Consider the following 13,379-nt stretch of genomic DNA (forward strand, 5'->3'; position numbering starts at 1 on the left):
AGGATGGATACGTGAGCGAAACAGCATTGCCTAAAGATGACGTCCAGCCAGTGCTCGATGCGCCGGTTGAAACACCGCCACCTGCTGCAGTGCAGCGCCGAGGCAATGGGCTGGCAATCGTCGCGCTGCTACTGGGTGCCGCCGGTGTCGCCGTAGGCGGTTGGGGAGTCTGGCAGGTGCGTCACCTGCAAGCCAATAACCAGCAGCAACTGAGTCAAGTGCAGGCGTTGAGCGACGAGACGCAGAGCCTGAAGCTCAATGAGCAGCGCCTGACTGCCCGCCTTGAACAAATGCCAGCCGCCGACGAACTTGAAGCGCGCAGTCGTCTGGTGGCTCAACTCCAGGGCGATCAACAACGCCTGAATCAACGTCTTGAAACCGTCCTCGGCGCTAGCCGCAAGGATTGGCGCCTGGCCGAGGCCGAACACTTGCTACGTCTGGCCAGCCTGCGTCTTTCCGCGTTGCAGGACATCAGCAGCGCCCAGGCCCTGGTGCAGGGCGCTGATGAAATTCTCCGCGAACAGAATGATCCCGGCTCTTTTGCCGCCCGCGAGCAAGTGGCCAAAACCCTGGTGGCGTTGCGTAGCACCGAACAGCCGGATCGCACGGGGCTGTTCCTGCAACTGGGGGCTCTGCGCGATCAGGTCATCAACCTCACCGAGCTGGCACCCGAGTACAAGGACCGTGGCGACTCCCTGCTGGGTCTGACCGCCGATGGCGACGGCGCCAGTCGCTGGTCGCAATGGTGGGATCAGATCTCGCGCTACATCCGCATCGATTTCAACGCCGACAAGAACGTGCGTCCGCTGCTGGCAGGGCAGAGCCTGAGCCAGGTGCGCCTGGCCTTGAGCCTGGCGCTGGAGCAGGCGCAGTGGGCCGCACTCAATGGTCAGGCGGCGGTTTACACCCAGGCGCTGGCCGAGGCGCGGGATGTGCTCAAGGGCAACTTCAACCCGGACAACCCTCAGAGCAAAGTGATGCTTGAGCAGGTTGGCGAGTTGAGCAAGCAGCCGGTCACTGTGGTCACGCCGGATCTGACGGGCACGCTGAGTGCAGTCCAAGGGTACCTGCAGCGGCGTAACGTCAACGCAGAGGACTCGGTCAAACCGCTGGACAAACCTGCCGCGAGCACAGCGCAGGAGGCCACGCCATGAAACGCCTCTATGTGATCGTGCTCTTGGTCATCGCCGCTGCCGCCGCGCTGGGGCTGGCGATTGCCGAGCATTCTGGCTACGTGCTGATCGCCTACAAGAGCTTCCGTTACGAATCGAGTCTGTGGGCGACGCTGGCCCTGGTTGCCGTGCTCTGGCTGGTATTCTGGGGTATCAAGGCGTTGATCGAGCTGGTGACGACCTCCAGTGGCGTGGTCAATCCCTGGTCGCGGCGTAATCGCAGCCGTCGGGTGCAAGTGGCGATCGAACACGGTCAGTTGGACCTGGCCGAAGGTCGTTGGGCCAGTGCGCAGCGTCATCTGCATCGCGCCGCCGAAGCCGAGCGCCAGCCACTGCTTTACTACCTCGGCGCCGCCCGCGCCGCAAACGAACAGGGGCACTACGAGGAAAGCGACAACCTGCTTGAGCGCGCCCTCGAGCGACAACCCCAGGCCGAGTTGGCGATTGCCCTGAGTCACGCTCAATTGCAGACCGATCGCGGCGATACCGAAGGCGCTCTGGTGACCCTGCAAGCCATGCACGAGCGTCATCCTCATAACGTCCAGACCTTGCGCCAGTTGCAGCGCCTGCATCAACAGCGCGGCGACTGGTCGGCGGTGATCCGCCTGCTGCCGGAGTTGCGCAAGGACAAAGTCCTGCCACCGGCCGAACTGGCCGAACTGGAGCGTCGGGCATGGGGTGAAAACCTGTCGCTGGCGGCGCATCAGGAAGAGGACGGAACGGTCGGTTTGCAGTCGCTCAATCGAGCCTGGCAGCAGTTGACCCCGGCTCAGCGTCAAGAGCCGCAATTGGTGCTCGCTTATGCCGAACAACTGCGGCAATTGGGCGCTCAGGTCGAATCGGAAGAAATCCTGCGCGCAGCACTCAAGCGCAACTACGACAGTCATCTGGCGCGCCTGTACGGATTGGTTCGCGGCAGTGATCCGGCACGTCAACTGCACGCCGCCGAGGGCTGGCTGAAAGACCATCCGGCCGACCCGAGCCTGCTGCTGACGCTGGGGCGCCTGTGCCTGCAAAGCAGCCTGTGGGGCAAGGCCAGGGATTATCTGGAAAGCAGCCTGCGCGTACAGCGCAACCCGGAAGCCTGCGCGGAACTGGCGCGGCTGCTGGCGCAAATGGGTGACACCGAACGCAGCAATCAGCTGTTCCAGGAAGGCCTGGGCCTGCTGGATGAGCGCCTGCTTGCAGCGCCGTTGCCGGTTCCGGTTCACGCTTGATATTGGTCTGAAGTGTGATTCAGCGGCTGACGTAATACCTGTGGCGAGGGGGCTTGCCCCCGATGGGGCGCGAAGCGTCCCCAAAACCTGCGTCCCCATCCTTCCAGTTCAAACACGTACCATCGTTTTGCGACCGCTACGCGGTCGAACGGGGGCAAGCCCCCTCGCCACAAAGTATGCGTTCTAACGTCGGATTTTTATCTTCTTATTGCGTCGTCGGACGAGTCCTACAGAGGGCTACACCTGATCCTCTCGCTCCTGTCGGGAATTCCCTACACTTCTGTTGAAGTGTCCCTGTCGGCCTGCCTTGAAAGGCTGGCGCGCTTTCCTCTACCGTAACCGCCTGTCTCTACTGTTACGGAAAAGCCATGTCTTTGGCCTGCTCACGCTCCTTGTTCTTCATGGCTTTCATTGCAGGTGCCCTGGCCCTGGGCGTTTCCTGGTACCTGGAATATGCCGTCGGCCTGAACCCTTGCGGGTTATGTCTGTTGCAGCGGGCTTGCCTGGCGCTGTTCACGGGCGTCTGCCTGATAGCGTCGGTGCACGGACCTGGTCGCTTCGGGTCTTTCCTGTATTGGTTGCTCGGTCTGTTCTGGAGTCTGGCCGGTACGGTTACGGCGTGGCGGCAGGTGTTGTTGCAGAGTGATCCGGTGCAACAGCTATCGGCCTGCTCGCCCAACCTGACTGATCTGTTCGCAAGCACACCCTGGGTGTGCGTCGTTCAGCGGTTGTTCAAAGGCACCGCCGACTGTGCGCAGATTTCCTGGACGTTGTTCGACCTGAGCATCCCGGAGTGGAGTCTGCTGTTTTTCGTCGCGATGATGATCCTGAGTGTTTATCAGTTGCTGCGGCTTGTCTGGACAGCCTGTCAGCGACCGCTCAGCGGCGAGTCGTCGCACCGGGTACTGGCGGGCGATTAAACACTTGTATGAACTTTATCTCCTGCGTACCTTGAAGCCATTGTCGCGCGGGCATAATCTGGCCCGCACGTGTCATTGGAATTATGTTGCTCGAATGACGCTCTGCCTGGCCGATTCTTGATCTTCAAGTGTGCGACAGGTGTAGGGCAGCATGACCCACAAGGGAAGAGAGATCACCATGCTCGAAAGTTGTCAGAATGCTCAGGAACGCTGGGGTGGAGTGCATCTGCTGATCGATCGCTGGTTGCAGGAGCGTCACGAACTGGTTCGGGCCTATGATGCTCTCGGCGCCAAGCCTGAGGCTCTGAGCGAGAACCGCAAGCCATTGCAGGAATTCTGCGGCGTGCTGGTCGATTACGTGTCTGCCGGGCACTTCGAGATCTACGAACAGTTGACGGGGGAGGCCAAGGCCTTCAACGACAAGCGTGGTCTGGAGCTGGCCGAGACGATTTACCCGCGCATCGACGTCATCACCGAGAAGCTGCTCGCGTTCAACGATTTGTGCGACGCAGGAAAGTGCGTAGCAGAGAAGTTCAAGGAACTGGGTGGTCTGTTGCACGAACGCTTCGAACTGGAAGACTGCCTGATCGAAGTGCTGCACACCGCTCACAAGGAAGAGGATTCGGTTCAAGCCTGAACCCTTTCCAGCAACACCCTGAAAACGGTGCGCACATGCGCGCCGTTTTTCGTTTCTGCTATTCAGCCTGTGGCGCCGCGCAATTCGACTTCGAATACCAGCGGCGTGAACGGTGCGATCAAGTCGCCGGCACCGTCGGCGCCATAAGCTTGGGCCGATGGAATCACCAGGCGCCATTTTGCACCGACCGGCATGTTTTGCAGCGCGCTGCGCCATCCGCTGATCACGCTATCGAGACTGAACCATTGAGGCTGGCTGTTCTGATCGAACACGGTGCCGTCAGGAAGGCGACCGATGTACAACACCTGGACTTTGCCGTTCGGACCGGCTTTCGCGCCGGTGCCTGGCGCCAGCTCCGTCAGCAATACTCCATCTGCCAGTTCATGAACGCCGGGTTTGGTTTTTTCCTCGGCGAGAAAACGCTTTTCTTTTTCGAGGGCGACCTCGCTCTGCGGCGTGGTCGGTTGCAAGGCGACCTGGGCTTCGTGCTCAGTCAGGATCTGTTCGATCTGCTCATCTTTCAGTGCCAGGGGTTTGCCTTGATAGGCTTGTTGCAAACCTTCGACCAGCGCCTGAAGTTGCAGATCTGGAACCTCCTGGCGCAGGCGTTCGCCGAGGCTCGCACCAAGGCTGTAAGCGAGATCGTGAGCGTCATTTTCCTTGGTTTTTTCGGCCGCCTGGGCCACGGAAAAAAACACGCACAGCGATAAAAAAAGGTAGCGCGACATGGGCACTCTCCGACCTGAGATGCGGCAGATTATGCCAGTGTGAATGCGCTCGACAGTGAACTTGTTTTGCGCAAGCGCAGAACATTTTCAATCCGTTGCAACGCAGTGCTTTGGATACTGTCAACATGCCCTAGCGGCGGTAGCAGCAGAGGTCTAGTATGAGCCGCACCCACGTCAGCCAGGAGGTAAACCATGTCGGCCACCAAGAAGCCTGTAAATACCCCGTTGCATTTGCTCCAACAACTCTCGGGCAGCCTGCTCGAGCATTTGGAAAACGCTTGTTCCCAAGCCTTGGCTGATGCTGAAAAACTGCTAGCCAAACTGGAAAAGCAGCGCGGAAAAGCGCAGGAAAAACTGCACAAATCCCGTACCAAATTGCAGGACGCTGCGGCGGCCGGCAAGGCCAAGGCGCAAACCAAAGCCAAGGGCGCGGTGAAAGAGCTTGAAGACCTGCTCGATGCCCTCAAGGATCGTCAATCCGAAACACGCACCTACATTCTGCAACTCAAGCGCGATGCTCAAGAAAGCCTGAAACTGGCCCAGGGCGTCGGTCGTGTACAAGAGGCTGTCGGCAAGGCGTTGTCCCTGCGTTCGGCCAAGCCTGCTGCGGCCCCTGCCAAGAAAGCCGCTGCCAAACCGGCTGCTGCAAAAGCACCGGCCAAGCCTGCTGCCAAACCTGCCGCCAAGGCACCGGTGAAAGCCGCAGCCAAGCCAGCAGTAAAACCTGCGGCGAAAAAACCAGTCGCTGCCAGCGCTGCGAAACCGGCGGTTAAAACTGCAGCTGCCAAACCTGCTGCCAAGCCAGCCGCTGCAAAAACAGCTGCCGCTAAACCTGCTGCAAAAACCGCTGCTGCGAAACCGGCCATGGCGAAGACTGCAGCAGCAAAACCAGCTGCTAAACCGGCAGTAAAACCAGCCGCTAAAACTGCTGCTGCGAAGTCTGCTGCCAAGCCAGCCGCCAAACCTGTCGTGGCTAAAACCGCTGCCGCCAAGCCTGCTGCAAAACCGGCTGCGAAACCCGCTGCAAAAGCCGCGGCAAAACCTGCTGCTAAACCGGCTGCCAAAACTGCTGCCGCGAAACCCGCTGCCGCAAAACTCGCCGCAAAACCAGTAGCCAAACCTGCCGCGGCTAAACCTGCCGCTGCGAAGCCGGCTGCAAAACCTGCTGCCAAGCCTGCCGTGAAAAAACCGGCCGCCGCTGCCAAGCCGACCACCGCGCCTGCTGCCAAGCCAGCGACTCCAGCTCCGGCGCCAGCTGCATCGGTTTCGCCTGCACCAGCAGCAACTACCTCTACAGCCACGACTGCGCCAACGCCAGCCGCACTGTCGAGTACCAGCAGCACCCCAACCAGCGCTTCCTAAGTGCCGGTTACCGCGACGCGCAGCTGATGCAGCGCGTCGCGGTCCAGGTGGGCGGCGCCTGCCGCCACACCTTCCAGCCAGGCCGATAGATCGGTCACATCACACTGCGGCCAACTCTGCGCCGAACGCTCCAGCCGTAACAACAGATGCCGCTCGGCTTCCAGTTCCAGTTTCTTCACCTGTTCGCGCAACATACTCAGCTCGTCATCCTCAAGTGCGACGGCTTTCCATTGCATGCGCAAAGCTCGCAGCGGTTGCACGACATCCGCGTCCCACGGTTCGGCCACATTGCGAAGTTGCTGCAAACGTTGCTCGTTGCAGGCGACTCCCCGCTGTTCCAGCCATAGCCCACAGAGCAGCAGGCATACATTCACCCCCGCCGACTGCAATGTCAGGCACGCGGCTTCAACGCCGGGACGGGCGTAAGTGCCAAGGGAAAAGCTCCACAGGTCTGAGGACATAGTGCTACTCGCGCCAGTTGCGAGCGAAGCTGGTAGACTCCGCCGCCATTATGATTCGACTTCAGAACCTGACTTTACAGCGTGGCCCGCAACGTCTGCTAGAAGACGCCGAGCTGACCCTGCACGCCGGCCACAAAGCCGGCCTCATCGGTGCCAACGGCGCCGGCAAATCGAGCCTGTTTGCCTTGCTTCGAGGTGAACTGCACCCGGACTCGGGTGATTGCTTCCTGCCGGCCGACTGGCGCATCGCCCACATGCGCCAGGAGGTCGACACGCTCGAGCGCCTGGCGGTCGACTACGTGCTCGATGGCGACCTGCGCCTGCGCCAGGTGCAACGCGAGCTGGCGGCAGCCGAAGCGGCCCATGACGGTGCCGCCCAGGCCCGCCTGCACTCGGATCTCGACAGCGCCGACGGTTACACCGCCGACGCCCGGGCTCGCAAGCTGCTGGCAGGACTCGGGTTCACCAACGAGCAGATGGATCGGCAGGTAGGAGATTTCTCCGGTGGCTGGCGGATGCGTCTGAATCTGGCGCAGGCTTTGATGTGCCCCTCGGACCTGTTGCTGCTCGACGAACCGACCAACCACCTGGACCTCGACGCCATCATCTGGCTCGAAGAATGGCTCAAAAACTATCCCGGCACGTTGATGCTGATTTCCCACGACCGGGATTTCCTCGATGCCGTGGTCGATCACGTGGCCCACGTCGATCAGCGCAAGATCACCCTGTATCGCGGTGGCTATAGCGCCTTCGAACGCGCCCGCGCCGAACGTCTGGCCCAGCAACAGCAGGCCTACGAGAAGCAGCAGGCGCAACGTGCGCACATGGAAAGCTACATCGCCCGCTTCAAGGCTCAGGCCACCAAGGCTCGTCAGGCCCAGAGCCGGATCAAGGCGCTGGAGCGGATGGAAGAGCTGTCCGCCGCCCACGTTGATTCGCCGTTCGACTTCGTCTTCCGTGAGTCGACGAAGATTTCCAGTCCGTTGATCGACCTGTCCGATGCGCGTTTGGGTTACGGCGACAAAACCGTGCTGGAAAAGGTCAAGTTGCAACTGACCCCTGGCGCGCGGATCGGTTTGCTCGGCCCCAACGGCGCCGGTAAATCGACCCTGATCAAAAACCTGTCCGGTGAACTTGAGCCGCTGGCCGGCCGACTGACCCGTGGCGAGAACACCGTGGTCGGTTACTTCGCCCAGCACCAACTCGACTCCCTCGATTCGAAGGCCAGTCCGTTGCTGCACTTGCAGCGTCTGGCGCCGACCGAGCGCGAACAGACCTTGCGCGACTTCCTTGGCGGTTTTGATTTCCGTGGTGCGCGGATCGACGAGCCGGTGCTGAACTTCTCCGGTGGCGAGAAAGCCCGTCTGGCGCTGGCGTTGATCGCCTGGGGGCGGCCGAACCTGTTGCTGCTCGACGAACCGACCAACCACCTGGACCTGGAAATGCGCCTGGCGCTGACCATGGCTCTGCAGGAATTCAGCGGTGCGGTACTGGTGGTCTCCCACGATCGTCATCTGCTCAAAAGTACCACCGATAACTTCTATCTGGTGGCGGACGGCAAGGTCGAAGAATTCGACGGCGACCTGGAAGACTACACGCGGTGGCTGGTCGACTATCGCCAGCGCAACGCGCCGGTCAGCAACACCCCGGTCAATCCGGACAAGACCGACAAGAAAGCCCAGCGTCAGGCCGCTGCTGCGTTGCGTCAGCAACTGGCGCCGCACAAGCGCGAGGCTGACAAGCTTGAAGCCGAGCTGGGCAAGCTGCACGAGAAACTGGCGAAGATCGACACCAGCCTCGGTGACAGCGACATTTACGAACCGGCGCGCAAGAACGATTTGCGTGATCTGCTGGCCGAACAAGCCAAGCTGAAGGTGCGTGAAGCCGAACTGGAAGAAGCCTGGATGGAAGCCCTGGAGTTGCTCGAAAGCATGCAGGCGGAGCTGGAGGCGCTGTCCTGATGGAGGCCTTCAAGCTGCCGCTGCCAGCGATGTGGGTCGAGCCGATCTGGCTGATCGTGCAAATTCTGCTGATCCTGCTGGCCGGTTATATCGCCCAGCGCGTCGTCGCTAAATGCCTGACTCGATTGGGTGAGCGCTACCCGTTTCCGCCGCAGTTCTTGATGCCGCTGCGCGGCGGTTTGCGCTGGCTGATCATGGGCAGTGCGCTGATTTTCGTGCTGGAGCGCCTTGGGGTATCGGCAACGGTGCTCTGGACCGCGTTGTCCGGTTTCGTCGCCGTAGCTGCCGTGGCGTTTTTCGCCATGTGGAGCGTGCTCTCCAATTTGCTTTGCGCGATCCTGATCTTCACCGTCGGCCCATTCCGCATCGGCGATGTGGTCGAGCTGGTGGATACCACCGACAAGCCCGGCGTCAAAGGCCGGGTGGTGGCGATCAATCTGCTCTACACCACGCTGATCGAAGCCGAAGAGCTCGGCACCGGCAGCGCCATGGTGCAAGTGCCCAACAGCCTGTTCTTCCAGCGCTCGGTTCGGCGCTGGCGCGGCAGCGATGTCTTCCCTTCGAACGGCTTTGAAAAGTAGGCCGTCTGTTGCCTGACACGCCGCCATCGCGAGCAGGCTCGCTCCCACATGTGATCTTCAGTGAACCTGTTTTCTGCGGCCAATCGAGAATCAGTGTGGGAGCGAGCCCGCTCGCGATAGGACCCTGGAGCCCTAAACACTGGTCGATGGCAACACCCATCCGACAAAAATCGGTAGTCATCAGCCCAAAGCCGCATTAGCTTAGACATCTGTCACGAGTCTGAGTCGAGGTGAGCAATGGAGCTTCAAACATGGCTGGCGTTTTTTGCCGCCTGCTGGGTGATCAGTTTGTCTCCCGGTGCCGGCGCCATTGCGTCGATGTCCAGCGGTCTGCAATACGGTTTCTGGCGCGGTTACTGGAACGCCCTGGGCCTGCAATTGGGTCTGGCGGTGCAGATCGCGATTGTCGGCGCCGGTGTGGGCGCGATCCTCACGGCATCGGCCACGGCGTTTTATGCGATCAAATGGTTCGGCGTGGCGTATCTGGTCTACCTTGCGATCAAGCAATGGCGCGCGCTGCCCAGCGACATGAGCGACGACGCGGCCGTGCGCCAGATTGGCAAGCCGATGGCGTTGGTGTTCCGCGGTTTCCTGGTGAACATCAGCAACCCCAAGGCCCTGGTGTTCATGCTGGCGGTGTTGCCGCAGTTCATTGATCCGCATGCGCCACTGCTGGCTCAGTACCTGATCATCGGCGTGACCATGATCTTCGTCGATCTGATCGTCATGGCCGGTTACACAGGGCTGGCGTCGAAGGTACTGCGTTTGTTGCGTACCCCTAAACAGCAAAAACGCATGAACCGGACGTTTGCCGGTCTGTTCATTGGTGCTGCGGCATTCATGGCGACGTTGCGCAAAGCCTCCGTGTAAAACGGTCAGGTACTAAAGAAGGCGACCCTTGAGGTCGCCTTTTTCATGTTCTGAATCAGCGCAGAACCTGCGACACCTGCGAACAAAGCTTGAGTGAAACGCATTGGAAGTGAACAATGTGTTACTTCGTATTTCCAATTGAGATTCATTCATGACTGCCCCGTCCCGTTTCCTGGCCTGGCTGGTGTTGCCGCTCTTTGCCTTGTGCAGTTTCAATCTGCTGGCCGACACCGTGGAAGGTGCGCCGCAAGCACTGCACTTGCTTGATTACATCGGCGCGGACTATCCGGAGGCCGTGCAAGCGGGCAAGGTCATCAATGAGACCGAATACCGCGAGCAGCTCGAATTCATCAAAGTGTTGCAAGGCTTGATCGCCGCGATGCCGGCCAAACCGGAAAAAGCCGGGCTGGAGCAGGGCATCAGCACACTGCGCAGCGCCATCGCTGCACGTCAGGACGGCACGGACGTCGCCCGTCAGGCACGGCAGCTCGGCGCGAAACTGGCCGTTGCCTATGAAGTCAGCCAGGCACCGATCATTACGCCGGATCCCTCCCGTGGTGCGCCGCTGTATGCCCAGCATTGTTCGGTCTGCCACGGCGATGCGGGTGCCGGTGATGGCCCGGCGGGTGTCGGTCTGACGCCACCGCCGTCCAATCTGCGCGATGCCGCGCGACTGGACCGCTTGAGCCTCTACGCGATCTACAACACCTTGGGGATGGGCGTTGAAGGCACCGACATGCCGGCCTTCGCCGATCAACTGGACGACCGCCAGCGCTGGGACCTGGCCACCTATATCGCCAGTTTCAGCGCCGATCTGGCTGCTGCCAAATCCGAAAAAACCTACAACATCGCCGACCTCGCCCGTCAGACTTCGGCCGAAGTGCTGGCGGCCGAGGGGCCGCAAGCGGCTGCAACCTTCCGTGCTCAGCGGGCGCAACCGCCGCAGGTCAAGCGTGGCCCGGCGCAGTTGCTTGATTACACCGCTGCGACCCTGGACAAGAGCATCGCGGCCTACCGTGCCGGCGATCACGATCAGGCGTATGACCTGTCGGTGGCGGCGTACCTGGAAGGCTTCGAACTGGTCGAAAGCTCTCTGGACAACGTCGATGCCAACGTGCGCAAAGACACTGAAAAATCCCTGATGGCTTATCGTCAGTCGTTGCAGGACGGTTTGCCGATGGCCCAGGCCCAGCTGCGTCTGGATGCGGCCAAAGCCAAGTTGAAGGAATCCGCCGGCCTGCTCGGCAGCGATGGTTTGAGCTGGTCCTTGAGCTACATCTCCGGTCTGCTGATTCTGCTGCGCGAGGGCCTGGAAGCGATTCTGGTGCTGGCGGCGATCCTCGCTTTCCTGCGCAACACCGGCCAGCAGTCGGCGGTGCGCAGCGTCAACGTCGGTTGGGGACTGGCGCTGCTGGCCGGCCTGGCGACCTGGGCGCTGGCGGCGTATGTGATCGATGTCAGCGGGTCGCAGCGTGAATTGCTGGAAGGCGCGACCGCATTGTTCGCCGCCGTCATGGTGCTTTGGCTCGGCGTATGGATGCACGACCGCCGCCACGCGGCGGCCTGGCAGGATTACATCAAGAGCAGCCTGGTGGGCGGCGGCGGGCGTTTCGGGTTTGCGACGCTGGCGTTCTTCTCGGTGTATCGCGAACTGTTTGAAGTGATTCTGTTCTACGAGACCCTGTGGCTGCAGGCCGGTCCGGCGGGCCATAACGCGGTGCTCGCTGGCGGTGCGACGGCATTGGTGATGCTGGTCGGTCTGGCCTGGGTGATCCTGCGTGGCTCGGCGAAACTGCCGCTGTCGCTGTTCTTCAGCATCAACGCCGGTTTGTTGTGTGCACTGTCGGTGGTCTTTGCCGGGCACGGCGTGAAAGCGTTGCAGGAGGCCGGGATCTTCGGCACGCGGCCGTTGCCGTTCTTTGACTTCGACTGGCTGGGCATCCACGCGGATGCGTATTCGTTGAGTGCCCAGGCGGTGGCGATTGTTGCGATCATCGTGCTGTATGGTCGCAGTTGGATGGCTGAGAAGCGGCGGGTGCAGGTTTCTTAAACAGCAATCGCTGCGCTCACAATCGCGAGCAGGCTCGCTCCCACAGGATTGCGTATAACCTGTGGGAGCGGCGGTGCGACGATTCGACTTGCCCGCGATGCTTTTGAAGAGGAAAACACAATGCGTGTCTGGATCGATGCCGACGCTTGCCCTCGGGCGGCCAAGGACCTGGTGGTGAAGTTCGCCCTCAAGCGCCAGTTCGAAGTGGTGCTGGTGGCCGGGCAGCCGCAGATCAAACCGGGCCTGGCGTTGGTGAAGCTGATCGTGGTGCCGAGCGGTCCGGATGCGGCCGACGACTACCTGGTGGAACACGCGGTCCCCGGCGAACTGGTGATCTGCAGCGACGTGCCGCTGGCCGACCGGCTGGTGAAGAAAGGCGTGTCGGCACTGGACCCGCGCGGCAAGGAGTTCGATGCGCAGAACATGGGTGACCGGCTGGCGGTGCGCAACCTGTTCACCGATTTGCGTGAACAGGGGCAGATGAGCGGCGGACCTGCACCGTTTGGCGAGCGAGAGAAGCAGGCGTTTGCCAATGCACTGGACCGAATCCTCACCCGGTTGACCCGCAAAGCCTGAACCGTGCGGTGAAACCTGTGGGAGCGAGCCCGCTCGCGAAGGGGCCAGAACATTCAACGTCGATGTCGACTGTAAAGCCGCATTCGCGAGCAGGCTCGCTCCCACATTAGTCCGTGTCAGGCGTCGTTTTCGTGGGTCAGTTCGAGGACGCGGTCGACGAGTTTGTTGATGCCTGATGCGGCCTCGCTGATCGATTGCGCCAGCATGTAAGCCGGTGTACTCACCAGTTTGCGCGCCTTGTCTTCAACGATATCGGTCACCGAGCAGTCGGCGTGCGTGGCGCCCATCTTGTTCATGGCCGCGGCGGTCTCGGCATCATTGCCAATGGTGCAGGTCACGCCAGGTCCATAGATCTTCGCCGCCAGGGCTGGCGAAATGCAGATCAGCCCGACCGGTTTACCAGCCTCGGCAAAGGCTTCAGCCAAGGCCAGGACTTCCGGTTGCACGGTGCAACCGGCACCTTCAATCGCAAAGTTCGACAGGTTCTTGGCCGCTCCGAACCCCCCGGGCACGATCAGCGCATCGAAGTCTTCGACGTCCGCTTCGCGAATATCCTTGATGTTGCCCCGGGCGATCCGCGCCGATTCCACCAGCACGTTGCGTGACTCGGGCATTTCTTCACCGGTCAGGTGATTGATCACATGCAACTGCGCGATATTCGGTGCGAAACACTGCACTTGAGCGCCACGCTGGTCCAGGCGCAGCAAGGTAATCACGCTTTCGTGGATCTCGGCGCCGTCGTAGACGCCACAGCCGGAAAGGATCACTGCAATTTTTTTGCTCATGGGCTTTTCTCCAGATTCATGGCGTTAAATGTCCACTAATTTGTCACTCGTTGCCATAG

Annotated in this window: 13 protein-coding genes; 10 read left to right on the forward strand and 3 right to left on the reverse strand. The window is 60.9% G+C overall.

The genetic code is table 11. The annotated features are described in order from the left end of the window. The first annotated feature begins 11 nt into the window (after window positions 1–11). The 4 genes from ACYZUD_RS25010 to rsd all read left to right on the forward strand — a co-directional run bounded on the left by ACYZUD_RS25010 (window position 12) and on the right by rsd (window position 3,946). On the forward strand, window positions 12–1,154 hold the full coding sequence (locus tag ACYZUD_RS25010) for a uroporphyrinogen-III C-methyltransferase (protein ID WP_462020608.1): 1,143 nt from the start codon (window positions 12–14) through the stop codon (window positions 1,152–1,154). Next, entirely contained in the window at window positions 1,151–2,389 is a 1,239-nt protein-coding gene (locus tag ACYZUD_RS25015) for a heme biosynthesis HemY N-terminal domain-containing protein (RefSeq protein ID WP_462020609.1), read from the forward strand. The genes ACYZUD_RS25010 and ACYZUD_RS25015 overlap by 4 nt, the downstream gene beginning before the upstream one ends. 368 nt (window positions 2,390–2,757) lie before the next feature. Then, on the forward strand, window positions 2,758–3,309 hold the full coding sequence (locus tag ACYZUD_RS25020; RefSeq protein ID WP_462020610.1) for a disulfide bond formation protein B: 552 nt from the start codon (window positions 2,758–2,760) through the stop codon (window positions 3,307–3,309). A gap of 178 nt (window positions 3,310–3,487) precedes the next feature. Continuing rightward, the gene (gene rsd / locus ACYZUD_RS25025; protein ID WP_462025111.1) at window positions 3,488–3,946 is read left to right on the forward strand and encodes a sigma D regulator; all 459 of its coding nucleotides are present in this window, start codon (window positions 3,488–3,490) and stop codon (window positions 3,944–3,946) included. Between the two features lie 62 nt (window positions 3,947–4,008). Here the strand turns inward: rsd and ACYZUD_RS25030 are convergent, their stop codons facing one another. Next, complete coding sequence (locus ACYZUD_RS25030; protein ID WP_462020611.1) at window positions 4,009–4,674, reverse strand: FKBP-type peptidyl-prolyl cis-trans isomerase; 666 nt, start codon at window positions 4,672–4,674, stop codon at window positions 4,009–4,011. 192 nt (window positions 4,675–4,866) lie between these two features. On the opposite strand from ACYZUD_RS25030, the gene ACYZUD_RS25035 reads away from it, so the two are divergent. Next, the gene (locus ACYZUD_RS25035; RefSeq protein WP_462020612.1) at window positions 4,867–6,036 is read left to right on the forward strand and encodes an AlgP family protein; all 1,170 of its coding nucleotides are present in this window, start codon (window positions 4,867–4,869) and stop codon (window positions 6,034–6,036) included. Here the strand turns inward: ACYZUD_RS25035 and ACYZUD_RS25040 are convergent. After that, window positions 6,033–6,497, reverse strand: a complete 465-nt coding sequence (locus ACYZUD_RS25040) for a TIGR02444 family protein (protein ID WP_462020613.1) — start codon at window positions 6,495–6,497, stop codon at window positions 6,033–6,035. The genes ACYZUD_RS25035 and ACYZUD_RS25040 overlap by 4 nt on opposite strands. A 50-nt stretch (window positions 6,498–6,547) precedes the next feature. Here ACYZUD_RS25040 and ACYZUD_RS25045 point away from each other — a divergent pair, with 50 nt between their 5' ends. The 5 genes from ACYZUD_RS25045 to ACYZUD_RS25065 all read left to right on the forward strand — a co-directional run bounded on the left by ACYZUD_RS25045 (window position 6,548) and on the right by ACYZUD_RS25065 (window position 12,535). Continuing rightward, window positions 6,548–8,458: an ATP-binding cassette domain-containing protein gene (locus tag ACYZUD_RS25045; RefSeq protein WP_462020614.1), complete on the forward strand. Its 1,911-nt coding sequence runs from the start codon at window positions 6,548–6,550 to the stop codon at window positions 8,456–8,458. Next, window positions 8,458–9,039, forward strand: coding sequence for a mechanosensitive ion channel domain-containing protein (locus ACYZUD_RS25050; protein WP_462020615.1), 582 nt, complete (start codon window positions 8,458–8,460; stop codon window positions 9,037–9,039). Before ACYZUD_RS25045 ends, ACYZUD_RS25050 begins: the two co-directional genes overlap by 1 nt. 237 nt (window positions 9,040–9,276) lie before the next feature. Continuing rightward, entirely contained in the window at window positions 9,277–9,909 is a 633-nt protein-coding gene (gene rhtB, locus ACYZUD_RS25055) for a homoserine/homoserine lactone efflux protein (protein ID WP_462020616.1), read from the forward strand. 151 nt (window positions 9,910–10,060) lie between these two features. Next, on the forward strand, window positions 10,061–11,959 hold the full coding sequence (locus tag ACYZUD_RS25060) for an FTR1 family protein (RefSeq protein WP_462020617.1): 1,899 nt from the start codon (window positions 10,061–10,063) through the stop codon (window positions 11,957–11,959). 120 nt (window positions 11,960–12,079) lie between these two features. Further along, on the forward strand, window positions 12,080–12,535 hold the full coding sequence (locus ACYZUD_RS25065) for a YaiI/YqxD family protein (RefSeq protein ID WP_259497443.1): 456 nt from the start codon (window positions 12,080–12,082) through the stop codon (window positions 12,533–12,535). Between the two features lie 116 nt (window positions 12,536–12,651). Here ACYZUD_RS25065 and elbB read toward each other — a convergent pair whose 3' ends face one another. Then, entirely contained in the window at window positions 12,652–13,320 is a 669-nt protein-coding gene (elbB, locus tag ACYZUD_RS25070; protein ID WP_462020618.1) for an isoprenoid biosynthesis glyoxalase ElbB, read from the reverse strand. Between the last annotated feature and the right edge of the window lie 59 nt (window positions 13,321–13,379).

This window comes from Pseudomonas sp. XS1P51 (assembly GCF_054897845.1).

Excerpts from the sequence above, each read along its gene's own strand:
- ACYZUD_RS25020 (WP_462020610.1), top strand. The coding sequence starts at position 2,758 with ATGTCTTTGGCCTGCTCACGCTCCTTGTTCTTCATGGCTTTCATTGCA.
- ACYZUD_RS25045 (WP_462020614.1), top strand. The coding sequence starts at position 6,548 with ATGATTCGACTTCAGAACCTGACTTTACAGCGTGGCCCGCAACGTCTG.
- ACYZUD_RS25050 (WP_462020615.1), top strand. The coding sequence starts at position 8,458 with ATGGAGGCCTTCAAGCTGCCGCTGCCAGCGATGTGGGTCGAGCCGATC.
- rsd (WP_462025111.1), top strand. The coding sequence starts at position 3,488 with ATGCTCGAAAGTTGTCAGAATGCTCAGGAACGCTGGGGTGGAGTGCAT.
- elbB (WP_462020618.1), bottom strand. The coding sequence starts at position 13,320 with ATGAGCAAAAAAATTGCAGTGATCCTTTCCGGCTGTGGCGTCTACGAC.
- rhtB (WP_462020616.1), top strand. The coding sequence starts at position 9,277 with ATGGAGCTTCAAACATGGCTGGCGTTTTTTGCCGCCTGCTGGGTGATC.
- ACYZUD_RS25065 (WP_259497443.1), top strand. The coding sequence starts at position 12,080 with ATGCGTGTCTGGATCGATGCCGACGCTTGCCCTCGGGCGGCCAAGGAC.
- ACYZUD_RS25035 (WP_462020612.1), top strand. The coding sequence starts at position 4,867 with ATGTCGGCCACCAAGAAGCCTGTAAATACCCCGTTGCATTTGCTCCAA.
- ACYZUD_RS25015 (WP_462020609.1), top strand. The coding sequence starts at position 1,151 with ATGAAACGCCTCTATGTGATCGTGCTCTTGGTCATCGCCGCTGCCGCC.
- ACYZUD_RS25040 (WP_462020613.1), bottom strand. The coding sequence starts at position 6,497 with ATGTCCTCAGACCTGTGGAGCTTTTCCCTTGGCACTTACGCCCGTCCC.
- ACYZUD_RS25060 (WP_462020617.1), top strand. The coding sequence starts at position 10,061 with ATGACTGCCCCGTCCCGTTTCCTGGCCTGGCTGGTGTTGCCGCTCTTT.
- ACYZUD_RS25030 (WP_462020611.1), bottom strand. The coding sequence starts at position 4,674 with ATGTCGCGCTACCTTTTTTTATCGCTGTGCGTGTTTTTTTCCGTGGCC.